The sequence below is a fragment of the Vibrio jasicida 090810c genome (assembly GCF_002887615.1).
GTDB lineage: Bacteria > Pseudomonadota > Gammaproteobacteria > Enterobacterales > Vibrionaceae > Vibrio > Vibrio jasicida.
Window position 1 is genome coordinate 2,293,396 of sequence record NZ_CP025792.1, and the last position, 25,390, is coordinate 2,318,785.

Consider the following 25,390-nt stretch of genomic DNA (forward strand, 5'->3'; position numbering starts at 1 on the left):
CCTTCAAGCTGCAAAATTAGGTGAGCTGATAAATTTGTGCGCATTATACGGGGATTTTTACCTCAAGCAAACGTTTGCGTGCGTTTGTAAATGGTATTGATACATTTTATAAACAAATTGATTTAGTCTCTGAGAATGAATATTTGTACACTTAGTGCAAACACAACAGATAAGACTATCAGGAAGTAATCGGTGGATAACTTTGAACAGGTGCTTGAAGCACTACAAAAAGGCGAAGTGATTGCCTATCCAACAGAAGGCGTATTTGGTGTCGGCTGTGATCCAGATAACCCAGAAGCGATTCAGAAGTTGCTAGAGCTAAAGCAGCGCCCAGTAGAGAAGGGGCTGATTCTTATTGCGGCGAGTTACGAGCAGCTTTTTCCTTATGTTGATGAATCTCAGTTGACTCAAGATCAGTTAGATAAAGTCCATGCGACGTGGCCAGGGCCATACACTTGGATCATGCCAGCGAGTGACAAAGTCTCTCACTGGGTATCGGGTCAATTTGATTCGATTGCCGTACGTGTGACGGATCATCCTTTGGTACAAAAGATGTGTAATGCGTTTGGAAAGCCGCTAACCTCTACCAGCGCGAATCTTACAGGTCTGCCTCCTTGTATGACGACGGAAGAAGTCGAAGAACAGTTAGGTGACCGACTTGTGGCGATCTTACGTGGTAAAACCAGTGGTCGTGACAAGCCGAGTGAAATCCGTGATGCTAAAACCTCGCAAATATTAAGACAGGGCTAACCCTGCTAGTCAGCAACCAATAGGTACTACACGTATGTCAGCAATCGATAAGCACGCCGTAAAGCAGTTCTTGATGTCACTTCAGGATTCCATTTGTCAGCAATTAGAGCAAGAAGATGGAAAGGCCGTCTTTGTCGAAGATGCATGGCAACGTGAAAAAGGAGAGCGTCTTGGTGGCGGTGGCCGCACTCGCGTATTGCGTGATGGTCATATCTTCGAGCAGGGAGGGGTGAACTTCTCTCATGTCGAAGGTAATGAAATGCCAGCATCAGCGACGGCGCATCGTCCAGAGTTAGCGGGTCGCCGTTTTGAAGCGATGGGTGTTTCTTTGGTTATTCACCCTAAAAACCCTTATGTACCGACTTCACATGCCAATGTCCGCTTCTTTATTGCAGAGAAAGATGGCGAAGACCCAATTTGGTGGTTTGGTGGTGGTTTTGACCTAACGCCTTTCTACCCATTTGAAGAAGATTGCCAATCATGGCACGACACAGCAAAACAGCTTTGTGCGCCATTCGGTGACGACGTTTACGCAGAGCACAAAGCATGGTGTGACAAATACTTCTTCCTACCACATCGTAATGAAACTCGCGGTGTTGGTGGTCTGTTCTTTGATGACCTAAACCAGTGGGAATTCGACAAGTGTTTTGACTACATCAAAGCGGTTGGCGAAGGATATTGCCAAGCTTACCTGCCGATTGTATCTCGTCGTAAAGGTATTGAGTACGGTGAGCGTGAGCGTGAATTCCAACTATACCGCCGTGGTCGCTACGTTGAATTCAACCTTGTGTATGACCGCGGTACTCTGTTTGGTCTACAAAGTGGCGGGCGTACAGAGTCGATATTGATGTCGATGCCACCTCTTGCTCGTTGGGAATACAGCTACGAGCCACAAGCAGGTTCTCCAGAAGCAGAGCTTTACGAGCGATACCTAAACCCACGTGATTGGTAAGCACTGAATCTCCTTTTCTATATAGGTAGATAGTGATAGGGTCATCTGTAATCAGATGGCCCTGTTTTTTCTATATAGTAAGGAATGAAGGTAAGGAAATGACTCAGCAAATTGATCGCTATGCCGTGTTTGGTAACCCTATCGGGCACAGTAAGTCACCGTTCATACACACCTTGTTTGCACGCCAAACCAATCAGCCTTTGGTGTATACCGCAAAAAGCGCTCCTATTGATGGTTTTATCGAAGCGGCGAAGGTGTTTTTTGCTGAAGGTGGTAGAGGTTGCAACATCACCATGCCATTTAAAGAAGATGCTTATCAATTTGCTAGTCGCCTCACAGAGCGCGCTCAGCTAGCGGGTGCGGTCAATACACTAAAGAAGCTTGACGATGGAGAAATCATTGGTGATAACACCGATGGTGCGGGTCTAGTCCAAGATTTACTTCAGTATCAAGTCATGTTGGAAGGTGCACGAATCCTGATCATCGGTGCTGGTGGTGCTGCTCGTGGTGTGATTAAACCACTCCTTGAGCAAAACCCTACCTCTTTAACTATAACCAACCGTACCTTTAGCAAAGCTCAGGATCTTGCAGAGTTGTTTGTCTCTCATGGCCCGATCACAGCCAAAGAGATGGAGAGCATTGATGAAGAATATGATGTCATCATCAACTCCACTTCCGCTTCTCTTAGTGGTGAGTTGCCTGCTATTTCTTCTTCTATCTTTGGTAGCAATAGTACTAGCTACGATATGATTTATGGCAAAGGAGTGACGAGCTTTAATTTATGGGCAAAAGAAAACGGTGCTGCCTATGCGTATGACGGTCTTGGAATGTTGGTAGGGCAGGCAGCGGAAAGCTTTATGCTATGGCGAGGTCTACGCCCTGGCTCAAAACAAATTCTTAGAGAGCTAAGAAAGAATCTTGAAGGTCAGTAATCAATGAATCAATCCATTCTGTTCCCTGACATGCAGTCTTGGGATGAAGCATCACAATCGGTAAATTTTGCTGCGCAGCAATCAGGTGCGCTGATTGAGTGTTATGTCACTAAACAAAAGTTAGTAAAGCTCAGTGGTTCACTGATTGAAACTGAGCAAGCGGCAATCAAAGTATTTACTGATTACCGCTTTGATCTTGAAGAAATCGCTGAAGAGTTAATAGAAGAGGAAGCCTTCAGTGAAGAAGGCCATATAATCATCGACTAGCGGACTATTCCTGACTACTCATTGATGTCTTCCACTTCGTTAATGTAGTCGTTTTTGTTCTGCACATAGTTATTGGCAGACTTTTGCAAGAAAGCTCGTTCTTTCTCTGATAGAGGGCGAGCTTGTTTTACCGGACTGCCCACATATAAGTAACCACTTTCTAATACTTTCCCCGGTGGGACTAAACTTCCAGCGCCTATCATTACGTCTGATTCGACAACAACGTTATCTAAAACGATTGCTCCCATACCAACCAGTACACGATCGTGGATTTCGCAGCCGTGTAACATGACTTTATGACCAATAGTGACATCATTACCAATGATTAGCGGATAGCCGTTGGGATTCTCAGCATTTTTATGGGTTACATGCAGTACGCTACCATCTTGAATGTTGGTTCGAGCACCAATATGAATATGGTTCACATCACCACGAGCTGCAACTAGTGGCCAGACACTCGAATCGTCGCCAATACGAATATCACCGACTAAAACAGAGGTTGAATCTATGTATACACGCTTACCTAGCTGTGGGCGTATGCCTTTATAACTTCTGATTGAACTCATCTTTACTCCTTATAAAGCGCCAATAACAGTGATATCTGGTGAGAAGAGTAGCAAAAACTCGGCTTTTAGAATAAAAAACATTCAAACGATAAAAAAATCAAAAAAAAGGTGAAAAAGGGCTTGCCAATGTGATCGCAATCTCTATAATGCCACCTCGCTGACACGGCAACGCTTCGAAAGAAACGAAAGCCAAGTTAGCAAGCCAATTAGCCAAGCGGAAACGCTTGAAAGAAAGTTTGAAAAAAGTGATTGACACTAAACTTTAACTCGCTAAAATGGCCGTCCGATTTGAGCAAAGCTCAATAGGAAAGCTCTTTAACAATATAGACCTATCAATCTGTGTGGGCACTCGTTGATGATAATCCAATTAGAAATTTCTCTTAATAAAGAGCGGTTTCAAATTAGGTTTCAATGAACTGAGTGACCAATCAAGTCTTCGGACTTGGCACAGTCAATTCATTATCATTCTGTTGGAATGGTAATAGCTTTAAAATTACTTCTTACTTTCGAGTAAGGATGAGTTTTGAAGTCAGTATTCGTTGAGCCGAACAAAATCTTAAATTGAAGAGTTTGATCATGGCTCAGATTGAACGCTGGCGGCAGGCCTAACACATGCAAGTCGAGCGGAAACGACTTAACTGAACCTTCGGGGAACGTTAAGGGCGTCGAGCGGCGGACGGGTGAGTAATGCCTAGGAAATTGCCCTGATGTGGGGGATAACCATTGGAAACGATGGCTAATACCGCATGATGCCTACGGGCCAAAGAGGGGGACCTTCGGGCCTCTCGCGTCAGGATATGCCTAGGTGGGATTAGCTAGTTGGTGAGGTAATGGCTCACCAAGGCGACGATCCCTAGCTGGTCTGAGAGGATGATCAGCCACACTGGAACTGAGACACGGTCCAGACTCCTACGGGAGGCAGCAGTGGGGAATATTGCACAATGGGCGCAAGCCTGATGCAGCCATGCCGCGTGTGTGAAGAAGGCCTTCGGGTTGTAAAGCACTTTCAGTCGTGAGGAAGGTGGTAGTGTTAATAGCACTATCATTTGACGTTAGCGACAGAAGAAGCACCGGCTAACTCCGTGCCAGCAGCCGCGGTAATACGGAGGGTGCGAGCGTTAATCGGAATTACTGGGCGTAAAGCGCATGCAGGTGGTTTGTTAAGTCAGATGTGAAAGCCCGGGGCTCAACCTCGGAATAGCATTTGAAACTGGCAGACTAGAGTACTGTAGAGGGGGGTAGAATTTCAGGTGTAGCGGTGAAATGCGTAGAGATCTGAAGGAATACCGGTGGCGAAGGCGGCCCCCTGGACAGATACTGACACTCAGATGCGAAAGCGTGGGGAGCAAACAGGATTAGATACCCTGGTAGTCCACGCCGTAAACGATGTCTACTTGGAGGTTGTGGCCTTGAGCCGTGGCTTTCGGAGCTAACGCGTTAAGTAGACCGCCTGGGGAGTACGGTCGCAAGATTAAAACTCAAATGAATTGACGGGGGCCCGCACAAGCGGTGGAGCATGTGGTTTAATTCGATGCAACGCGAAGAACCTTACCTACTCTTGACATCCAGAGAACTTTTCAGAGATGAATTGGTGCCTTCGGGAACTCTGAGACAGGTGCTGCATGGCTGTCGTCAGCTCGTGTTGTGAAATGTTGGGTTAAGTCCCGCAACGAGCGCAACCCTTATCCTTGTTTGCCAGCGAGTAATGTCGGGAACTCCAGGGAGACTGCCGGTGATAAACCGGAGGAAGGTGGGGACGACGTCAAGTCATCATGGCCCTTACGAGTAGGGCTACACACGTGCTACAATGGCGCATACAGAGGGCAGCAAGCTAGCGATAGTGAGCGAATCCCAAAAAGTGCGTCGTAGTCCGGATTGGAGTCTGCAACTCGACTCCATGAAGTCGGAATCGCTAGTAATCGTGGATCAGAATGCCACGGTGAATACGTTCCCGGGCCTTGTACACACCGCCCGTCACACCATGGGAGTGGGCTGCAAAAGAAGTAGGTAGTTTAACCTTCGGGAGGACGCTTACCACTTTGTGGTTCATGACTGGGGTGAAGTCGTAACAAGGTAGCGCTAGGGGAACCTGGCGCTGGATCACCTCCTTATACGATGATTACTCACGATGAGTGTCCACACAGATTGATACGGTTTATAAGTAAAAGAGACGAAGATATCCCAATATCTTCAATCCAGTGTCCCGTTCGTCTAGAGGCCTAGGACACCGCCCTTTCACGGCGGTAACAGGGGTTCGACTCCCCTACGGGATACCATTGGGTCGTTAGCTCAGTTGGTAGAGCAGTTGACTTTTAATCAATTGGTCGCAGGTTCGAATCCTGCACGACCCACCATTCTTTAAGAATGACTCTCAAGATGGGGCTATAGCTCAGCTGGGAGAGCGCCTGCCTTGCACGCAGGAGGTCTGCGGTTCGATCCCGCATAGCTCCACCATTCTTGACGTCTACCACAAGACGAAAAACTTATGTGGGCGATTAGCTCAGTTGGGAGAGCACCTGCCTTACAAGCAGGGGGTCACTGGTTCGAGCCCGGTATCGCCCACCATCTTTAAGCGCATTCAATGAGTGCTTTTAAAAATGGTTACTTCATAAGAAGTGATTAGCTCTTTAACAATTTGGAAAGCTGACAAAGTAATCTTTAAGATTACTTGTAAAGTTCTCAATGTTTGTCTTTATGACAAACACCAAAAAACACATTCAAGTGTTCTTGGGAATATCACTTTTAAGTGATTATTCGAAATTGAGTCCGGCAAAATCGAAATGTCTCTCGCTCATTCAAATAATGAGAGACAACTTTGGTGATTTGATTATCAACTCGAAACTCCTTCGGGTTGTATGGTTAAGTGACTAAGCGTACACGGTGGATGCCTTGGCAGTCAGAGGCGATGAAGGACGTATTAACTTGCGATAAGCCCAGATTAGGTAGTAAAAACCACTTGAGTCTGGGATTTCCGAATGGGGAAACCCACTAGCATAAGCTAGTATCGCTGCGTGAATACATAGCGCAGCGAGGCGAACCGGGGGAACTGAAACATCTAAGTACCCCGAGGAAAAGAAATCAACCGAGATTCCGAAAGTAGCGGCGAGCGAAATTGGACTAGCCCTTAAGCTTTATATGCGTTAGACGAACGGTCTGGAAAGTCCGGCAATAAAGGGTGATAGCCCCGTAGTTGACAACGCACATTCAGTGAAATCGAGTAGGGCGGGACACGTGATATCCTGTCTGAATATGGGGGGACCATCCTCCAAGGCTAAATACTACTGACTGACCGATAGTGAACCAGTACCGTGAGGGAAAGGCGAAAAGAACCCCTGTGAGGGGAGTGAAATAGAACCTGAAACCGTGTACGTACAAGCAGTAGGAGCACCTTCGTGGTGTGACTGCGTACCTTTTGTATAATGGGTCAGCGACTTATATTCAGTGGCAAGGTTAACCATCTAGGGGAGCCGTAGCGAAAGCGAGTGTTAACTGCGCGACTTAGTCGCTGGATATAGACCCGAAACCAGGTGATCTAGCCATGGGCAGGTTGAAGATTGAGTAACATCAATTGGAGGACCGAACCGACTAATGTTGAAAAATTAGCGGATGACTTGTGGCTAGGGGTGAAAGGCCAATCAAACCTGGAGATAGCTGGTTCTCCCCGAAAGCTATTTAGGTAGCGCCTCGGACGAATACTACTGGGGGTAGAGCACTGTTAAGGCTAGGGGGTCATCCCGACTTACCAACCCTTTGCAAACTCCGAATACCAGTAAGTACTATCCGGGAGACACACGGCGGGTGCTAACGTCCGTCGTGGAGAGGGAAACAACCCAGACCGCCAGCTAAGGTCCCAAATTATTACTAAGTGGGAAACGATGTGGGAAGGCTCAGACAGCCAGGATGTTGGCTTAGAAGCAGCCATCATTTAAAGAAAGCGTAATAGCTCACTGGTCGAGTCGGCCTGCGCGGAAGATGTAACGGGGCTAAGTAATAAACCGAAGCTGCGGCAATGAAGTTTACTTCATTGGGTAGGGGAGCGTTCTGTAAGCCGTTGAAGGTGTGTTGTAAAGCATGCTGGAGGTATCAGAAGTGCGAATGCTGACATGAGTAACGATAAAGGGGGTGAAAAACCTCCTCGCCGGAAGACCAAGGGTTCCTGTCCAACGTTAATCGGGGCAGGGTAAGTCGACCCCTAAGGCGAGGCCGAAAGGCGTAGTCGATGGGAAACGGGTTAATATTCCCGTACTTCTTACAATTGCGATGGGGGGACGGAGAAGGCTAGGTGGGCCTGGCGACGGTTGTCCAGGTTCAAGTGCGTAGGCTGAAGAGTTAGGTAAATCCGGCTCTTCTTAAGGCTGAGACACGACGTCGAGCTACTACGGTAGTGAAGTCATTGATGCCATGCTTCCAGGAAAAGCCTCTAAGCTTCAGATTGTAAGGAATCGTACCCCAAACCGACACAGGTGGTCGGGTAGAGAATACCAAGGCGCTTGAGAGAACTCGGGTGAAGGAACTAGGCAAAATGGTACCGTAACTTCGGGAGAAGGTACGCTCTTGATGGTGAAGTCCCTTGCGGATGGAGCTGACGAGAGTCGCAGATACCAGGTGGCTGCAACTGTTTATTAAAAACACAGCACTGTGCAAAATCGTAAGATGACGTATACGGTGTGACGCCTGCCCGGTGCCGGAAGGTTAATTGATGGGGTTAGACTTCGGTCGAAGCTCTTGATCGAAGCCCCGGTAAACGGCGGCCGTAACTATAACGGTCCTAAGGTAGCGAAATTCCTTGTCGGGTAAGTTCCGACCTGCACGAATGGCGTAATGATGGCCACGCTGTCTCCACCCGAGACTCAGTGAAATTGAAATCGCTGTGAAGATGCAGTGTACCCGCGGCTAGACGGAAAGACCCCGTGAACCTTTACTACAGCTTGGCACTGAACATTGACCCTACATGTGTAGGATAGGTGGGAGGCTTTGAAGCACAGTCGCTAGATTGTGTGGAGCCGTCCTTGAAATACCACCCTTGTAGTGTTGATGTTCTAACGTCGACCCCTTATCGGGGTTGCGGACAGTGCCTGGTGGGTAGTTTGACTGGGGCGGTCTCCTCCCAAAGAGTAACGGAGGAGCACGAAGGTGGGCTAATCACGGTTGGACATCGTGAGGTTAGTGCAATGGCATAAGCCCGCTTGACTGCGAGAATGACAATTCGAGCAGGTGCGAAAGCAGGTCATAGTGATCCGGTGGTTCTGTATGGAAGGGCCATCGCTCAACGGATAAAAGGTACTCCGGGGATAACAGGCTGATACCGCCCAAGAGTTCATATCGACGGCGGTGTTTGGCACCTCGATGTCGGCTCATCACATCCTGGGGCTGAAGTCGGTCCCAAGGGTATGGCTGTTCGCCATTTAAAGTGGTACGCGAGCTGGGTTTAGAACGTCGTGAGACAGTTCGGTCCCTATCTGCCGTGGGCGTTGGAAGATTGAAGGGGGCTGCTCCTAGTACGAGAGGACCGGAGTGGACGAACCTCTGGTGTTCGGGTTGTGTCGCCAGACGCATTGCCCGGTAGCTAAGTTCGGAATCGATAACCGCTGAAAGCATCTAAGCGGGAAGCGAGCCCTGAGATGAGTCTTCCCTGATACTTTAAGTATCCTAAAGGGTTGTTCGAGACTAGAACGTTGATAGGCAGGGTGTGTAAGCGTTGTGAGGCGTTGAGCTAACCTGTACTAATTGCCCGTGAGGCTTAACCATACAACACCCAAGGGGTTTTGATGGACTCAATGTAAGAACATTGAATGTGTATAAATAGAACTTAAAATCAGTTTTCCAGATTAAAGAATTTGCTTGGCGACCATAGCGATTTGGACCCACCTGACTTCCATTCCGAACTCAGAAGTGAAACGAATTAGCGCCGATGGTAGTGTGGGGTTTCCCCATGTGAGAGTAGGACATCGCCAGGCTTTATTTTATTTTCACTTTTTATGAAAAAGTGAAGACAAAAACTTAGACTTAAATGTCTAACCAGTGCGGAGCGGTAGTTCAGTTGGTTAGAATACCGGCCTGTCACGCCGGGGGTCGCGGGTTCGAGTCCCGTCCGCTCCGCCACTTATTTAGAAACCCAGTCTTCGGACTGGGTTTTGTCGTTTATAAGCAAAAATATTTTCCCTTTTCAGGGAGCAAGTCCCGGTTGCCCGCAACCCCGGCCTCTCCGCCACTTATTTAGAAAGCCTTGCTAGAAATAGCAAGGCTTTCGTCGTTTCTAGAGTCTGCAATTTCCTACTTGCTCTAGCTTTATTATCATTAAACTCCCCTCCTTCTCAAACCGGCATCTTTTATTTCTTTATTATATGTATGTAGGTGCTTACTACATTTTTAGTGCCTATAAAATATGGAGCTTCATTTATATTCCTGACCCTAAGTATCATTAGTGCACATCTTTAAAAGATAAGTGAGAATCATTGTTAATATTTAGTTACACTCACGTCAATTGGAATAATGAGTGACTAAATACATGGATATATCTCGTCGACGCTTTCTTCAATCTTCCTTAGCGATCTCTGCGCTTACCATTCTGCCTGCATGCTCTCTATTTAAGAGCACTAATAAACAAGGTCAGCATATATACGACATCACTGCAGAGCCTTCTGCTGCTGAATTGGTACCAGGGTTTACCACGGATGTACTTGCGTTTAATGGCTCGATTCCAGCGCCTACGATTCGTTGTCGCCAAGGCGAGAAAGTTATTATCCGATTTACTAACAAGCTTTTAGAGCCGACTACAATCCACTGGCATGGCTTGCGAATCCCTATTGAAATGGATGGTGTCCCTTTCTTGAGCCAGCCGCCTATCATGCCTGGCGATACATTCGTTTATGAATTTACACCGCCAGATGCCGGTACGTTCTGGTATCACCCACACATGAATAGTGTTAAGCAACTTGGTATGGGCTTAGTCGGGCTAATTGTCGTTGAAGAGGCAGAGCCTGTTCAGTTTGATGAAGAGCATGAAGTCGTCCTCAAGCATTGGCATTTAGACAAACAAGGTCAGTGGAAGAACCTTATGGTGCCGCGCTTGAGTGCTCGTATGGGAACCCCCGGAGAGTGGAGTAGCGTCAATGGTGTGCATGAACCTGTTTATACGCTGAAGCAGAATGCTACCACGCGATTAAGAATTGCTAATGTCGATAACACCATTACTTACCCGATCGCTATAGAAGGCGCAGAGGCTTGGGTTATTGCTATAGATGGTAATCCTGTTAAAACGCCTTATAAGCTCACTCAGCACAAAATTGGTCCGGGAATGAGGTTAGATATCGGATTGATTGCTCCGAAGGCTGGAGAACGTGTTTATGTGCGTCAAATGAAAGGACGCTTCCCATTTCCTTTGTGTGAGTTTGATATTGTTGAGTCTGACCTGCCGAGTAATCAGAAACTGCCTTTATTGCCTCTCAACCCTGTGCCAGATCTTGATTTGGAAAGTGCTGAGCAAATTGATTATGTGTTTGAATGGGAGGGGGCGGTCACTCCTGCCGATAAATCTGGCAAAGCGATACCTAAGTTTTGGCTGATGAATAAAAGAGCTTGGGAGGGAATGAGTAAAGATAATATTCCAGCACCGCTTTCAACATTGGAGCTCGGAAAAACCTATATCTTCAACCTTAAGAACGTCACCCAATATCACCATCCTATTCACCTTCATGGGCACACGTTTACTGTTCTTGAGTTAGATGGCAAAAAACTCAATGAGCCGTTTCATACCGATACGGTCTTACTTGGAAAAAATGGCAGTGCGAAAGCGGCATTTGTTGCAGATAACCCAGGGCGTTGGATGTACCATTGTCATGTGATCGAACACATGAAGACGGGTTTGATGGGTTACATCGAAGTAAAGTGACTCCTGTAACTTTTTAAATCTTGATAAGTTTTAAGCGCTATACTTTGCTGAATTCTAAGATTGTATAATCACTATTGCCGTAAATTTGATTACAATGTCGCCATTAACTTTTCTGGGGGAATTATGGGACAACTATCCGTTTTGGGTTTTATTGCATTGGGTGGTGCATTTGGTGCATGTTCTCGTTACTTAATTTCTGAACTTTGTGTGATGCTACTCGGTCGTGGCTTTCCGTACGGTACCTTAACCGTAAACGTCGTTGGCTCATTTATTATGGGTCTACTGATTGCTGCGTTTGAAACTGAGTTGCTGGTCACTGACCCATGGCGTCAAATCATCGGTCTTGGCTTTTTGGGCGCATTAACCACATTCTCTACCTTCTCGATGGATAACGTGTTGCTTATGCAGCAGGGCGCTTTCTTTAAAATGGGATTGAATGTACTGTTGAATGTCGTGTTAAGCATTTCTGCTGCGTGGATTGGTTTCCAATTATTGATGCGTAGCTAGCAAAAATACTCAAATCTTAATCAGGTCGGCTTGGTTTAACCAAGCCGTTTTTATATACTGATTTTACTTGTCGGAGTGCCATAAGGCTGAGACCGTTAATTCGGGATCCGTTGAACCTGATCAGATTAGAATCTGCGAAGGGAACAAGAGAAGATATCTACACCAGAGCTCTATCTGGTTGACCTATCAAATAGTCGAATGTTGTTATAGGCGAAGAGTACTTGCTCAATCTGTCCTTAATTCGATTCCTCTTGTCGCATCTATCCGTCAAGCATTTTTATCCCAATACTTTTTATCTAAGCATAACAAAGCAAGGAAAAATGCTATGTCGAGTCGCAAGCAAGCGAGACTGGAAGCAAAACAGTTCATTGATACACTCTCGGTACAACCGTACCCAAATTCAAGCAAAGTCTACGTAGAAGGTTCACGTCCTGATATTCGTGTGCCAATGCGTGAAATATCACTTGCTGATAGCCTTATTGGAGGCACAAAAGAAGCGCCTATTTTCGAGCCTAATGAGCCAATACGCGTTTACGATACCTCGGGTGTATACACAGACCCAAATCACACCATAGACCTTTACAATGGCTTACCTAAACTGAGAGAAGGGTGGATTGAAGAGCGTGCCGATACTGAACTACTCGATGAAGTAAGCTCGGTATACACCAAAGAGCGCCTAGAAGATGAAACGCTAGACGATCTTCGTTACGGAAATCTGCCACGTATTCGACGTGCCAAAGGTGGGCAGTGTGTGACTCAGTTACACTATGCTCGCAAAGGCATTATTACCCCAGAAATGGAATACATCGCTCTACGTGAAAATATGGGGCGTGCTCAATACCGCGATGAAGTGCTGAATCAACAACATCCGGGTCAAAGCTTCGGAGCGAATCTTCCAAAAGACATTACCGCCGAATTCGTGCGTAAAGAAGTCGCCGAAGGTCGCGCGATTATCCCTTCTAATATCAACCACCCAGAATCCGAGCCAATGATCATTGGGCGTAACTTTTTGGTCAAAGTGAACGCCAACATCGGTAACTCATCGGTCACTTCTTCGATTGAAGAAGAAGTAGAGAAACTAGTGTGGGCGACGCGCTGGGGTGGCGATACCGTTATGGATCTCTCTACTGGACGCAATATTCACGAAACTCGCGAGTGGATTCTACGTAACAGTCCGGTTCCGATCGGTACCGTACCAATGTATCAAGCGCTTGAGAAAGTGAATGGTGTTGCGGAAAACCTTAACTGGGAAGTGATGCGCGATACTCTGATCGAGCAAGCAGAGCAGGGCGTTGACTACTTCACTATCCATGCCGGTTTACTACTTCGTTATGTGCCAATGACTGCAAAACGTGTTACTGGCATCGTCTCTCGTGGTGGTTCTATCATCGCGAAATGGTGTTTAGCGCATCACCAAGAAAGCTTCTTATACACCCATTTCCGAGAGATCTGTGAAATCTGTGCTAAGTACGATGTCGCACTATCTCTTGGTGATGGTCTGCGTCCTGGCTCGGTTGCTGATGCTAACGATGAAGCGCAATTTGCAGAGCTTCGTACTCTTGGCGAATTGACCAAGGTTGCGTGGGAATACGGCGTACAGGTGATTATCGAAGGTCCTGGTCATGTTCCAATGCATATGATCAAAGAAAACATGGAAGAGCAGTTAGAGCACTGTCATGAGGCTCCTTTCTACACCCTTGGTCCGCTGACGACAGACGTCGCTCCTGGTTACGACCATATTACTTCAGGCATCGGTGCTGCCATGATTGGTTGGTATGGCTGTGCAATGCTTTGCTACGTAACTCCTAAAGAGCATCTTGGTTTACCAAACAAAGAAGACGTGAAAGTAGGCATGATCACTTACAAGCTTGCTGCGCACGCCGCTGATTTAGCGAAGGGACACCCTGGTGCACAAGTTCGTGATAATGCGCTTTCTAAAGCTCGCTTCGAGTTCCGCTGGGAAGACCAATTTAACTTGTCGCTCGACCCAGATACCGCACGCGCTTTCCATGATGAAACCTTGCCTCAAGAGTCTGGAAAAGTTGCTCACTTCTGTTCGATGTGTGGACCAAAGTTCTGCTCGATGAAGATTTCGCAAGAGGTACGAGAGTACGCGAAAGATACTGAGCAAGTTGCTGCGGACCAAGCTATCTCAATCAAAATGCTGGATGATCCTCTTGAGGGGATGCGTCAGAAATCGCAAGAATTTAGAGATACAGGTTCTGAGCTATACCATCCAGCAGCACATGCCGAGGTAAGTGACTAATGAGCAAAATCCTTATTCCGTCATCATTGATCGAACTGACAGGTTTAGTTCAGCAATGTTTGTTGTTGGCGAGAGAACAGGGTTTTAGCATCGAAGACATTGAGTTGGGTGTGAGCCCAACTCAATCTATTCAGCTTGTTCGCGACCAACAGACCACACACATAACGACAGATCTTATTGATGGTTATGACTCTGAGCATGAGAGTTCATTTGTGCTCTATTACCGCTCTGCTTTATCGGTAGAAGCATGTGCTAAGCAACCTTCGAAAGCTATCTATATTGGTATTGTTGATACTCAGGCTTTCGGTGAAAAGGAGAAAGTGCTTCAGCTTGATATCTGGCGTCACCCGATTAACGACGAAGTGAGAGCGCTTTCCATTAAGTCCAAACCCAACGCAATGTTCGATCCCGAACATCACCTTGCTTGGATAGTAACGCTGACAGTACTCGATTTTCCTATCGAAGATTCGTTAACACTTGCTCGAGGAATGCTAACTCAGCAAGCGAATGTTTCACGTGAAACACTGTTGAATGACAACCTTGACGAGGTAAGATCTACTCAGTGGGCTGACCAATTTGATGATTTCCCCACACCTGTACTGGAGGATAACCGACTCGATATTCAGGTTGGTTGGTCTGCACAAGGCGAGAGCGTTAGCTTTCCAACTCTAACTAAGCAAAGTCTAGGGCTCTATCCAGTCGTTGATGATGTTGCTTGGATTGAGCGTCTGCTGCCACTAGGCATCAACACTATTCAACTGCGAATCAAGAACCCACAACAAGCCGATTTAGAACAACAGATCATTCGAGCAATTGAGCTAGGTCGTCAGTATCAAGCACAAGTGTTCATCAATGACTATTGGCAGTTGGCAATCAAGCATGGCGCTTATGGTGTTCACCTAGGACAAGAAGACATAGAAGAATCGAATTTAGCTCAGCTAACTAAAGCGGGTATTCGTCTTGGTCTTTCTACTCATGGTTATTATGAGTTACTACGTATCGTACAAATTCATCCTAGCTACATCGCTCTAGGGCATATTTTCCCAACCACCACTAAACAGATGCCATCGAAACCACAAGGTTTGGTGCGCTTGGCTCTGTATCAAAAGCTGATTGATAGCATTCCTTATACAAATACAGAGGCTGCTTTCCGTCCTTCAAAAGACAAAGCAGTTAGTGACTATGTGCTTGGCTTTCCGACGGTCGCGATTGGGGGTATTGACCAATCTAATGCAGACCAAGTTTGGCAAACAGGTGTTTCTAGTTTGGCAGTTGTGCGAGCTATTACGTTGGCAGAATCACCTCAGTCCGTCATCGAGTTCTTCGCACAACTGATGAAGGAAAGACAGATAACGTTTACTGATCAGAATAGTGAATTTGCGGATACCAAGAGAGGCGAGCATGCTCACGGATAAGCAGTTCATTCGCTATCAACGCCAAGTCGCTCTGCCTGAAATTGCTGAAAGTGGGCAAGAGCGTTTGAGTAAATCGCATGTGCTGATCATCGGTTGTGGTGGACTAGGGAGTGCAGCGAGTTTGTACTTGGCATCAGCGGGCGTTGGTAAATTGGTTGTGGTTGATGACGATGAAGTTGATAGCAGTAACCTACAACGTCAGATCATTTATCGTGAACAAGACCTCCAAGTTGCGAAAACAGAAGCAACTGTAAAGCAACTCACTGAACTTAATTCTATGGTTCAAATTCGTGCTCTCAATAAGCGATTAGAGAAAGCACAGCTGCAGCTTGAGGTGATGTTGGCGGATGTGGTGCTGGACTGCACCGATAACATGCCAACGCGCCAGCTCATTAACCAAGTTTGTTTCGAGCAAAATACACCGCTCATCTCGGCGGCGGCAATTGGTTGGCAAGGGCAATTCGCTGTCTTTGATTACCAAACACCAAGTGAACAAGAAGCGCAGAGTAAAGCCTGTTACCGCTGTTTGTATCCGTTCGACGAATTACCGCAAACGCAAAAGTGCAGTGACAGCGGTGTCGTCGGTCCGGTGGTGGGGACACTTGGTAACTACCAAGCGATAGCGGCAATTCAAAAACTGGCGATGGGAAAGTTTCATGTCGAGACTGGCAAGTTGCACCTATTTGATGGATTGAAACTGCAATGGCAAACCATGGCGATAAGCAAAGACAAACAGTGCCAAGTGTGTGCCCAGATTTAGCTTACGAGTAATGGACAGAATTAAGAGAGTTGGAAGCAATGACGTTATCAGAACAACAAGCAACACAAATGACCGCTGCTGACTTAGATATGATCACTATTGTCATCAATGACCAGTCACATCAAGTTGCCAGTGAGTCGAATCTACAGCAAATCATTAGTCAATTTGCGCTGCCTGAAATGGGCTGTGTTTTTGCAATTAATAACAATGTTGTGCCGCGCAGTGAGTGGGCTAGCACAGTTCTTTCACAGGGAGATAGCATCTCTTTGTTTCAAGCAATCGCAGGGGGTTAAAGTCGATGCTTAAAATTGGTGATAAACAATTCGAATCAAGACTGTTCACGGGAACAGGGAAGTTTGCCAACAGCCGATTAATGGCAGAAGCGATTCAAGTGTCGGGATCTCAACTTGCGACCATGGCGTTGAAGCGTGTTGATGTGAACGACCAACAAGACGATATTTTGTTGCCGTTAGTACAAGCGGGTGTGAACTTATTGCCGAACACCTCAGGTGCAAAGAATGCTAAAGATGCTGTGTTTGCAGCACAATTAGCGAGAGAAGCGTTAGGTACAAACTGGCTAAAACTTGAAATTCACCCAGACCCGAAGTACTTGATGCCCGATCCAATTGAGACACTTGCGGCCGCTGAGCAACTGGTTCGTGAGGGCTTCATTGTTCTTCCTTACTGTCATGCTGACCCGGTTCTATGTAAACGATTGGAAGAAGTAGGTTGTGCTGCGGTCATGCCATTAGGTGCGCCGATCGGTTCTAACAAAGGGATAGTTTCTCACGATTTCCTAGAAATCATTATCGACCAAGCTAATGTTCCTGTCGTTGTTGATGCGGGTATCGGCGCACCTTCACATGCCGCGCGTGCGATGGAAATGGGAGCGGATGCCGTGCTCGTCAATACTGCGATTGCAGCTTCGAGCGATCCCGTTGCGATGGCGAAGGCATTTAAGTTGGCGGTAGAGTCCGGGCGTATGGCTTATGAAGCCGGACTTGCTGGTAAGGTTTCTCATGCGGTTGCGTCGAGTCCACTGACGTCATTCCTAGATGAGCTTTAGTCCTAGATTGGTTTAGCTATTAAGCGAGGAAAACATGAGCTTCGTTGAACAATTTAAGCAGCTGAATTGGGATGATATTTCGATGTCGATCTACGCGAAAACGGCACAAGATGTCGAGCGAGCATTGAATAAACCCAAGCGTGATTTGGAAGACTTTAAAGCGCTAATTTCACCAGCGGCTGAAGCGTACTTAGAGCAAATGGCGCAACTGTCATACTCGGCAACTCGTAAGCGCTTTGGTAATACCATGTCGCTTTATATTCCATTGTACCTTTCTAACTTGTGCGCCAATGCTTGTACTTATTGTGGCTTCTCGATGGAGAACAGAATCAAGCGTCGTACCTTGAATAGGGACGAAGTCGCTGCAGAAGTCGAAGCCATTAAACGCATGAAATTCGATAGCGTATTGCTGGTGACTGGCGAACACGAAACCAAAGTGGGCATGAAATACTTCCGCGAAATGGTGCCGATGATTAAGCAACGTTTTAATTATTTGGCGATGGAAGTGCAGCCACTTGATCAAGACGAATACGCTGAGCTCAAGACATTGGGTTTGGATGCGGTGATGGTCTATCAAGAAACGTATCATCCTTCGACTTATGCCGAGCACCATTTACGTGGCAATAAGATGGATTTTGAATACCGATTGGATACACCCGATCGTCTTGCAAAGGCGGGCATTGATAAGATCGGTATTGGAGCTTTAATAGGGTTGGAAGAGTGGCGTACCGACTGTTTTTATGTCGCAGCGCACTTGGACTATCTTGAGCGCACATATTGGCAGACTCGGTACTCAATTTCTTTCCCACGTTTACGTCCTTGTGAGGGCGCGCTCCAACCAAAATCAGTCATGACGGATAAGCAGCTTGTTCAGTTGATTTGCGCTTATCGTTTGTTGAATCCAGAGGTGGAGTTGTCATTATCGACTCGTGAATCACCGAAGTTCAGAGACAATGCATTGCCGTTAGGCATCACCAGTATGTCTGCTGCATCGAAAACTCAGCCGGGTGGTTATGCGATGGATGATGTTGAACTCGAGCAGTTTGAGATCAGCGATGAGCGAAGCGCGGGTTCTGTGGAAGAGATGATTCGAGCCAAAGGATTTGACCCTGTATGGCGAGATTGGCACTCAGCGTATTCTGGTTAAGCAACAAATAAAGCCACTGGTCATCGTTATGTTTCACGTGAAACATAGGCAAAGAAAAGAGGGTTGATGAAAAACATCAACCCTCTACTTTTTCTAGCTTCTAGCTTCTAGCTTCTAGCTTCTAGCTTCTAGCTGTGTGCTACTGGTAGCGTTGCTTGACGAAGCCACTCTTTCACATCACCTTCAACAAGTGGGCTGATCTCATCCCATACCTTCTGATGGTAATCATTCAGCCAAGCAAGTTCTGGACGAGTTAGCATATCAACGTTGATATTTCGCTTGTCGATTGGACAGCGCGTTAGCGACTCAAATGACAGAACAGGGAAGTCACCGTTAGTTGGGGTTTCAACAACAAGCTCTAGGTTTTCAATACGGATACCAAACGCATCTGCACGGTAGTAGCCTGGCTCGTTGGATAGCACCATACCTTCTGTTAGAGGCACGTCGATTTGCTTCTTAGAAATGCTCGCCGGACCTTCATGAACACTTAGGAAGTGACCAACACCGTGACCAGTACCATGATCGTAATCGTAGCCTTCCGCCCACAGGTGCTGACGAGCTAGCGTATCGATTTGGTAACCACGTGTGCCTTTCGGGAAGCGTGCACGAGCAACACCGATGTGACCTTTTAGCGCGAGAGTGAATTGTTTAATCATCTCTTGTGAAGGCTGACCGATCGCAATAGTACGCGTGATGTCTGTCGTGCCATCTAGGTACTGACCGCCTGAATCCACTAGGTAAAGTGTGTTCAGCTCTAGCTTGCCAGGTTCAGGTTGGTTCTCGTGGTTGTAGTGACACATTGCTGCATTGCCACCTGCTGCCGAAATAGTATCGAAGCTAAGATCCATAAGTGTTGGGTCTTCGCTACGGAACGCTTCCAGTTTGTCTGCCAGCGTCGCTTCATCATGCAGGCTACCCGCAACGACTTCTGCATCTAACCAAGATAGGAACTTACTCATCGCCACGCCATCACGGATATGACACGCTTTCATACCTGCGATTTCAACTGCGTTTTTCGCCGCTTTTGGCATTAGGCATGGGTCAGCTTTACTCACCACTGATGCACCAGCATTTTGTAGAACCAGCTTAAACCATGCGTTACTTGTCGCAGGGTCAACCAGTACATTCTTGCCAGTTAGGGTTTCTAGTCGTGCTTGCAATGCTTCAGGGTGATGAATTGTTACGCCAGAACCAACGTGAGCGTCAAACTCAGCAGGTAGGCGATCTGGATCTAGGAAGTATTCTACGCTTGAATCTGAGTGCAGAATCGCGTGAGAAAGCAGAACCGGTAGGCGTGATACATCAAGACCACGAACGTTGAGCAACCAACAGATAGAATCAAGTGCTGTGATCACTGCGCTATCTGCGCCGGCTTTTTTCACGAGCTCTGCGATTTCTTGGCGTTTGCTTTCACTTGATTGACCAACTGCTTCTGTTGCCATTAGGCGAACATCAGAAACCACAGGAGCAGGGCGGTCGTGCCACAGCTCATCAATTGGGTTGCTGTCGAGAATCTTAAGTTCAAGTGCACCTGCAAGTTTTGCTTGTGCCATGTCTAACCAAGCAGAGTTGTGCATGCGAGGGTCGATTGCCACAGAGGCGCCATTTGCAAGATGGTCTTTAATCCAATCTAGCGCAGGCTCTTCAATTAGGTGGCGGTATTCGAATAGATCAGCAGGAACCTGCTTGGTTACTTGTACTGTGTAGCGACCATCAACAAAGATAGCGGCCTTGTCTTTGGTGATTACCGCAGCACCAGCAGAGCCGGTAAAACCAGTTAGCCAATGTAAACGCTCATTGTGCGCTGGTACGTATTCGCCCAAGTACTCGTCTTCATGAGGGACAAGTAGGGCATCAATATTATGTTGTGCTAGCCATTCGCGAATTGCATTCACGCGGCTTTGGGTATCGTTGTGCATCTGTGTTATTCCTTCAAATTACCGCTCCTTCATGCTCAGGTGTGGGAGCTGTTTCCATCTGCTTCATGCAGTTTACGATTCAATTGAGGTTCGCAATCACTTCAATAGAGTCGGAGTACAACAGGCCATAGATGAGCCAAAAAGGACTATCGACTGTTAAGCTACTCATTTTACCGTAAGAGCGCAAATCGCGTCCGGGATTTTTATCTAAGATGATCGGTTTTTTGCGTGATCATGGTACGTAGCCAAGTTAAAGCTGGGTCATTTTCTCTGTCTCGGTGCCAGAACAAAGTGTAAGCCATTGGTGGGAATTCGAGTGGCAGTGGCAGCAATGCCATGTCGTGTTGTTTGGCGGCCAGCTTCACAAAGTGGCTTGGCGCGGTAAACACAAAATCAGTGTAAGAACACAAACTGGCGGCGCTATTAAAGTCCGGGACGGTGACTGCGATGTCACGTTCGCGACCAATGTCGGCTAAACGATAATCGAGCAGCCAACGGTCATTGCCATCGCAACGTACCTGAACGTGGCGCAGGGCTAGGTAAGCTTCCAAATTCCAATTACCACGCAAAGCGGGATGGTCTTTACGAACAATGCACATTTGGTGGTCGCGATAGATTTCCTGCTCACAAATGTCATCTGGCGGCAACATAGTCAGCTTGGCATCGTTGATGTCGATATCTCGCCCCGTCATACCTAAATCAATCTCACCACGTTGAATCATTTTAAAAGTCTGTTCAGACCATGGATGCGTGCTGATGGTCACGCCAGGTGCTTGTTGGAATATTGCTGGCAAGAAGTGGGGCAAAATCAACGGGTAGACACTCTCCACCGCAGCAATTTGAAAACGGTATTCACTGCTCTGCGGTGAGAACTCTTCTGGTTGAGTCAGGACATCAAGTTGATTTATCAACAGATCCAGTTTCGGTTTGAGGAACAAAGCTCGTGGTGTTGGCGTCAATCCATGCGAGTTTCGTGTGAACAAAGGGTCATCAAACTGAGTGCGTAACTTGGCCAAAGATTTACTCACTGCAGACTGACTCAAACAGAGTCGGTGTGCAGCTCGAGTAACATTCAACTCCTCGATTAGTACCTTAAAACAGACCAACAAGTTGAGGTCGATGCGTACCAGTTTCTCTACGTTCACTGTGATTTTCCTCATTGGAATAATGGTCATGAGTATACATCATTTCCATTCATATCATCAGATGATTAAGCTTTGCTCAAAAGTTCTTATTCAATTTGGAGTGTTTTGTGTCTAGCCATATTACAAATAGCAAAAAACAGATGGCGCTGTTGACCATGTTAGTTCTGTTCAGTCCGCTTGCGATTGATATCTATCTACCTGCTTTGCCTCTTATCGCATCCACTTTTCAGGTAGAAAATGCATTGGCACAAGACACCATCACTTGGTTCCTATTTGCTATGGGCGTTGGCCAGCTATTCGCAGGCCCCTTGGCAGATAAACTCGGACGTCGAACTGTTGCATTGGGAGGCATCACCATCTACGCATTGAGCGCTTTATTGGCGTGGAGTGCTCAAAATATTGAGTGGATGTTGACGGCTCGTTTGCTACAAGGCTTAGGTGCATGTGCAACATCTGTAGCAGCCTTTGCAACAGTTCGCGATATCTTTGGTCCGGAAAAAAGTGGCAAAATGATCAGTTATCTTAACGGGGCGATCTGCTTTATCCCGGCATTGGCGCCTATTTTGGGGAGTTGGTTAACCCAGCAATTCGATTGGCGTGCAAACTTCAGCTTCATGGCCGGCTTCGCTGTGATCGCCGGAACGATGATTTTCTTTGGAATGAAGGAAACCAACCCTGCAACTGAAAAACAAGCTGTGTTTAAACTGAGCCGTTATTGGTCTGTATTAAGCACGCCGTCATTCATTTTCCATGCATCATTGTGTCTAATGGCGATGGCGGTCATTCTTGCTTACGTCACATCAGCTCCAGGTGTACTGATGACGGGCATGGGTTTATCCATGAACGAGTTTACCTTCTGGTTTGGTCTTAACGCGGCGTTTAATATTGCAGCTTGTATGTTGGCACCGAAATTCATGGATCGCTGGGGTACGCACAATTCACTGGTTGTTGGTATCAGCTTACTCTCGATAGCTGGCGTTATCATGATGGTGATGAAAGGACACAACACGGCGCTGTCTTTCATGCTGCCAATCTTTATCTCATCGGTTGGCTTCGCTTGGATTCTTGGTGCAGCAGCAGGTAAAGCGTTAGAGCCGTTTGGTGATAAAGCGGGTACAGCAGCAGCGTTACTTGGCTTGTTCCAAATGAGCGGTTCTGGTTTATTAGTAGGTACGCTACAGCGTCTATCACTTGACCCACAAACCCTGATCGCAATTCATATGTGGGTTCTACTTCCAGCATTGCTGATTCTGTTCACGAAAGCAGGTAAGAACTGGCATACAAGATTAGTGAATGCATAAAACAGTGTAATTTAGTATTTTCCAATGTAGGTAACGCGTGTATATTTGTCGTTCAAACTTTTCTCGACACCATAACGGAACTCAAAAAGTAATGTCGTTAACCACGTATGAAATGGCTCGTATCTTAGAGCAAATGGAAGAGTCACCAGAAAAGGTGATGTTTGGTAAGTTGCTCAACGAATTGGGTAACCAAAGCTCTGAGCGTATTCGTAGTGCGGCAAAACAAGTTCCATTGCCAGTCTTGCGTGATCTTGTGTATCAATTTCAGCAAGTGATTGAGTCACGTAAAGGCGAGCAAGTAGAGCAGATGGCAAAAGACCTCGCGAAGCAAGGTATCTCAGCAGAAGAGTTACTGGCTTACTTGAACAAGTAATAAAAAATCCCCGCATCATGCGGGGATTTTTTTAGTGAGTGATTTTCTTCTTCAGTATGTGGTCGAGGGACAATGGCCCTGGCCCCCACACAATAACAATAAGAATCATCAACCCCCAAAGTTGATGGTCATAGAAACCTTTCTCCCACAGCAGCGGGTAAGAGACCACGGCGATGATGTTAAACACAAACAGAATCGCAGCCATCGGGCGCGTAATTAACCCTAGTGCCAAGAACACCGGTAGAACCAACTCGGCAGCTGTACCTAAGTAAGCCGCCAGTTCCCATGGCAGTATTGGCACTTGGTATTCCAGCTCAAATAAATACAGTGTGCTGTCCCAAGATGAGATTTTGATTAGCCCTGAATTGAAGAATACCCATGCAACCCACAAGCGACAAAAGAGAAGTAATACAGGGACAAAGCCAGCTTGTAGGGTACTGATTAAATCGTCGTACCGATTCACTAAGTTTTTAAGCGTATCCGTCATAGAGTGCTCCTTAGATTGATTTCAATGTAAAGCCGTCAACGAGATCGAGTGCCATGATGCTATTGAGATGAGCGAGTAAAACTTCAGGTATTTCGCTCAAACTCTGTTTCTGCTCTAAACATTGCAGCAGTTGGAACACATCGGCATCGAGTGCGTGACACAAGGCTTCTCCATTGGCTTGAATCGAGATGACACCTTGCTGTAATTGGTTGATATTAAGTTGTTCGAATTGCCCAGTTTGAATCGCGCCAAACAAATCAAATACCGCGTAACTGGAGTCAAAGCTTCGGCAGCCTTGTTTGAGGTGCAAAACCAAAGCGGACTGTTGCTCTTCACTCACTTCGCCAAGTAACGCAAGCGGTTTTAATGCTGCCGCATTGGATTGTTCATACTGTGCTTGACGAGCGAGGTCGATATGCCACTCGAAGCGTGCGACTTCAGGGCTGTAAGGGGCTTGTGCTATCACTTGGCTGAACTGCATGATGGTATCTTGAAAGCCTTCGCCATAATGGACCACATTTCCTTCTTCTAATGGATAAGTGAGAACATGCTGGCGAGCCATCTGTTCGAAGCATTCTTCACCAAGCAGCGCTTCAATCATCGGGTAGGTTGCGGACAACACCTCGCTTAAGCTGACGATAAAGTTATTACGGTAAATCTGCATGCGTTCATCAGCGGTAAACTCATCACTGGCAATATCGCAATCGTCACCGAGTGCTTGATAGTGTAGGGCTTTAGCAAACTGGCTTTGTAAGGTGGCTAGATTCATGATGCCTTCCTTGGTTCGCTTTGTTCACTTGGGAGTGTGCCTTGCAATAGCAGTTGCGATGCTTTCAGCGCTTCTCCCAGTAAGACCTCTGGCGCAGGAATATCCAAATCCCATTCAATCAACGCATGACGTGGACCGTGTTTCTTTGTCCATTGTGCGAACAGTTGCCAAACTTCGTCACTAACTGGGCGGCTATGGGTATCAATCCATATCTCGCCTTTGTCGAGTTGTTTGATAGTAAAACCTGCCAAGTGAATCTCATCCACTGTGTCGGCTGGAATCGCATCTAGGTATGTGTCGCAATCAAAACCGTGGTTGAACGCCGAAACATAAACATTGTTTAGATCGAGCAATAAACGACAGTCAGTGCGCTTTTGCACTTCGGTAAGAAACTCCCATTCGCTGATGGTCGAATGTTGAAACTTCACATAACTAGATGGGTTCTCTATCAAGATCTCGCGTTGCAAATAATCCTGCACTTCATTCACGTTACGAGTGAACACTTTGAGCGCTTCTTCCGTATACGGAAGTGGAAGCAGGTCATTAAAGTAGTGACCGCCGTTTTCACTCCAACTCAAATGGTCAGAAACAAGAACCGGGTCGATTGAGTCAATCAGCGCTTTAAGTTGAGCAAGGTGCTTTTGATTCACACGTTCCACCGAACCTAGTGACAGACCAATGCCATGGCAGCTAATTTGATACTGCTCGCGCAATGCTTGTAATTGATTGCGCTCTGTAGCGTTGGGTTGAAAATAGTTTTCACTGTGGATTTCTAACCAAGATAACTCGGGTTTGTTTTGGCTAAAGTAATCGAGGTGAGGGGTCCTTAATCCAACTCCAACAAGGTCGTGGAAGGTGTGGTGTTTCACGTGAAACT

20 protein-coding genes, 5 tRNA genes, 3 rRNA genes and 1 riboswitch are annotated in these 25,390 nt (G+C 46.7%); of the genes, 22 read left to right on the forward strand and 6 right to left on the reverse strand.

Annotated elements, in window-relative coordinates; translation table 11 throughout:
• Positions 1-192: 192 nt before the first annotated feature.
• The 4 genes from tsaC (at position 193) to C1S73_RS10875 (ending at position 2,901) form a co-directional block, all read left to right on the forward strand.
• Positions 193-750 carry an L-threonylcarbamoyladenylate synthase type 1 TsaC gene (gene tsaC, locus C1S73_RS10860; protein WP_038870144.1) on the forward strand — a complete coding sequence of 186 codons (558 nt, stop codon included), beginning with the start codon at positions 193-195 and terminating at the stop codon, positions 748-750.
• A gap of 34 nt (positions 751-784) precedes the next feature.
• Positions 785-1,702, forward strand: a complete 918-nt coding sequence (gene hemF / locus C1S73_RS10865; RefSeq protein ID WP_095760630.1) for an oxygen-dependent coproporphyrinogen oxidase — start codon at positions 785-787, stop codon at positions 1,700-1,702.
• A 98-nt stretch (positions 1,703-1,800) separates the two neighbouring features.
• Positions 1,801-2,634: a shikimate dehydrogenase gene (aroE, locus tag C1S73_RS10870; RefSeq protein WP_038873860.1), complete on the forward strand. Its 834-nt coding sequence runs from the start codon at positions 1,801-1,803 to the stop codon at positions 2,632-2,634.
• Between the two features lie 3 nt (positions 2,635-2,637).
• The gene (locus C1S73_RS10875; protein WP_038873855.1) at positions 2,638-2,901 is read left to right on the forward strand and encodes a DUF1488 family protein; all 264 of its coding nucleotides are present in this window, start codon (positions 2,638-2,640) and stop codon (positions 2,899-2,901) included.
• A 14-nt stretch (positions 2,902-2,915) separates the two neighbouring features.
• Here C1S73_RS10875 and C1S73_RS10880 read toward each other — a convergent pair whose 3' ends face one another.
• Positions 2,916-3,467, reverse strand: a complete 552-nt coding sequence (locus C1S73_RS10880; RefSeq protein ID WP_038873851.1) for a gamma carbonic anhydrase family protein — start codon at positions 3,465-3,467, stop codon at positions 2,916-2,918.
• 558 nt (positions 3,468-4,025) lie between these two features.
• On the opposite strand from C1S73_RS10880, the gene C1S73_RS10885 reads away from it, so the two are divergent.
• The 16 genes from C1S73_RS10885 (at position 4,026) to thiH (ending at position 18,519) form a co-directional block, all read left to right on the forward strand.
• Positions 4,026-5,578, forward strand: a 16S ribosomal RNA gene (locus C1S73_RS10885).
• A gap of 89 nt (positions 5,579-5,667) precedes the next feature.
• Positions 5,668-5,743 (forward strand) — tRNA-Glu (locus C1S73_RS10890).
• Positions 5,744-5,745: 2 nt separating this feature from the next.
• Positions 5,746-5,821: transfer RNA gene (locus tag C1S73_RS10895), tRNA-Lys, on the forward strand.
• Positions 5,822-5,845: 24 nt separating this feature from the next.
• Positions 5,846-5,921, forward strand: a tRNA-Ala gene (locus C1S73_RS10900).
• A 35-nt stretch (positions 5,922-5,956) separates the two neighbouring features.
• Positions 5,957-6,032 (forward strand) — tRNA-Val (locus C1S73_RS10905).
• A gap of 292 nt (positions 6,033-6,324) precedes the next feature.
• Positions 6,325-9,215 (forward strand): 23S ribosomal RNA (locus tag C1S73_RS10910).
• 92 nt (positions 9,216-9,307) lie between these two features.
• Positions 9,308-9,424, forward strand: a 5S ribosomal RNA gene (gene rrf, locus C1S73_RS10915).
• Together the 16S, 23S and 5S rRNA genes with 5 tRNA genes alongside form the textbook arrangement of a ribosomal RNA operon.
• Positions 9,425-9,492: 68 nt before the next feature.
• A tRNA-Asp gene (locus C1S73_RS10920) sits at positions 9,493-9,569 on the forward strand.
• 406 nt (positions 9,570-9,975) lie between these two features.
• Positions 9,976-11,358, forward strand: coding sequence for a multicopper oxidase family protein (locus tag C1S73_RS10925; protein WP_038868607.1), 1,383 nt, complete (start codon positions 9,976-9,978; stop codon positions 11,356-11,358).
• A 123-nt stretch (positions 11,359-11,481) separates the two neighbouring features.
• On the forward strand, positions 11,482-11,865 hold the full coding sequence (gene crcB / locus C1S73_RS10930) for a fluoride efflux transporter CrcB (RefSeq protein WP_038868606.1): 384 nt from the start codon (positions 11,482-11,484) through the stop codon (positions 11,863-11,865).
• Between the two features lie 61 nt (positions 11,866-11,926).
• A riboswitch (TPP riboswitch) is annotated at positions 11,927-12,025 on the forward strand.
• Between the two features lie 165 nt (positions 12,026-12,190).
• The gene (gene thiC, locus C1S73_RS10935; RefSeq protein ID WP_038868605.1) at positions 12,191-14,131 is read left to right on the forward strand and encodes a phosphomethylpyrimidine synthase ThiC; all 1,941 of its coding nucleotides are present in this window, start codon (positions 12,191-12,193) and stop codon (positions 14,129-14,131) included.
• A complete protein-coding gene (locus tag C1S73_RS10940) occupies positions 14,131-15,546 on the forward strand; it encodes a thiamine phosphate synthase (RefSeq protein WP_038868603.1) in 1,416 nt (471 codons plus the stop codon). The genes thiC and C1S73_RS10940 overlap by 1 nt, the downstream gene beginning before the upstream one ends.
• Positions 15,533-16,306 (forward strand): HesA/MoeB/ThiF family protein, encoded by a 774-nt coding sequence (locus C1S73_RS10945; RefSeq protein ID WP_038868602.1) that lies wholly within the window; start codon positions 15,533-15,535, stop codon positions 16,304-16,306. Before C1S73_RS10940 ends, C1S73_RS10945 begins: the two co-directional genes overlap by 14 nt.
• A 38-nt stretch (positions 16,307-16,344) precedes the next feature.
• A complete protein-coding gene (gene thiS, locus C1S73_RS10950; protein ID WP_038868600.1) occupies positions 16,345-16,599 on the forward strand; it encodes a sulfur carrier protein ThiS in 255 nt (84 codons plus the stop codon).
• A 5-nt stretch (positions 16,600-16,604) separates the two neighbouring features.
• Positions 16,605-17,372 (forward strand): thiazole synthase, encoded by a 768-nt coding sequence (locus C1S73_RS10955; protein ID WP_005397059.1) that lies wholly within the window; start codon positions 16,605-16,607, stop codon positions 17,370-17,372.
• A 34-nt stretch (positions 17,373-17,406) separates the two neighbouring features.
• The gene (gene thiH, locus C1S73_RS10960) at positions 17,407-18,519 is read left to right on the forward strand and encodes a 2-iminoacetate synthase ThiH (RefSeq protein WP_038868599.1); all 1,113 of its coding nucleotides are present in this window, start codon (positions 17,407-17,409) and stop codon (positions 18,517-18,519) included.
• Between the two features lie 128 nt (positions 18,520-18,647).
• Here thiH and C1S73_RS10965 read toward each other — a convergent pair whose 3' ends face one another.
• Both C1S73_RS10965 and C1S73_RS10970 read right to left on the reverse strand, forming a co-directional pair.
• Positions 18,648-20,438: an aminopeptidase P family protein gene (locus C1S73_RS10965; protein WP_038868598.1), complete on the reverse strand. Its 1,791-nt coding sequence runs from the start codon at positions 20,436-20,438 to the stop codon at positions 18,648-18,650.
• A gap of 203 nt (positions 20,439-20,641) precedes the next feature.
• Positions 20,642-21,583: a LysR substrate-binding domain-containing protein gene (locus C1S73_RS10970; protein ID WP_038868610.1), complete on the reverse strand. Its 942-nt coding sequence runs from the start codon at positions 21,581-21,583 to the stop codon at positions 20,642-20,644.
• A 107-nt stretch (positions 21,584-21,690) separates the two neighbouring features.
• Between C1S73_RS10970 and C1S73_RS10975 the strand changes: the two genes are divergently transcribed.
• Both C1S73_RS10975 and tsrA read left to right on the forward strand, forming a co-directional pair.
• On the forward strand, positions 21,691-22,884 hold the full coding sequence (locus C1S73_RS10975; RefSeq protein ID WP_193788884.1) for a multidrug effflux MFS transporter: 1,194 nt from the start codon (positions 21,691-21,693) through the stop codon (positions 22,882-22,884).
• 91 nt (positions 22,885-22,975) lie between these two features.
• Positions 22,976-23,257 carry an H-NS-like global regulator TsrA gene (tsrA, locus tag C1S73_RS10980; protein ID WP_038868597.1) on the forward strand — a complete coding sequence of 94 codons (282 nt, stop codon included), beginning with the start codon at positions 22,976-22,978 and terminating at the stop codon, positions 23,255-23,257.
• Between the two features lie 31 nt (positions 23,258-23,288).
• Here the strand turns inward: tsrA and C1S73_RS10985 are convergent, their stop codons facing one another.
• Genes C1S73_RS10985 through bufB form a run of 3 tightly spaced genes read right to left on the reverse strand, consistent with a single transcriptional unit; the run spans position 23,289 to position 25,382 of the window.
• Entirely contained in the window at positions 23,289-23,744 is a 456-nt protein-coding gene (locus C1S73_RS10985; RefSeq protein ID WP_038868596.1) for a DoxX family protein, read from the reverse strand.
• A 10-nt stretch (positions 23,745-23,754) separates the two neighbouring features.
• Positions 23,755-24,513, reverse strand: coding sequence for an HvfC/BufC N-terminal domain-containing protein (locus C1S73_RS10990; RefSeq protein ID WP_038868595.1), 759 nt, complete (start codon positions 24,511-24,513; stop codon positions 23,755-23,757).
• Complete coding sequence (gene bufB / locus C1S73_RS10995) at positions 24,510-25,382, reverse strand: MNIO family bufferin maturase (protein ID WP_038868594.1); 873 nt, start codon at positions 25,380-25,382, stop codon at positions 24,510-24,512. The genes C1S73_RS10990 and bufB overlap by 4 nt, the downstream gene beginning before the upstream one ends.
• Positions 25,383-25,390: the final 8 nt, after the last annotated feature.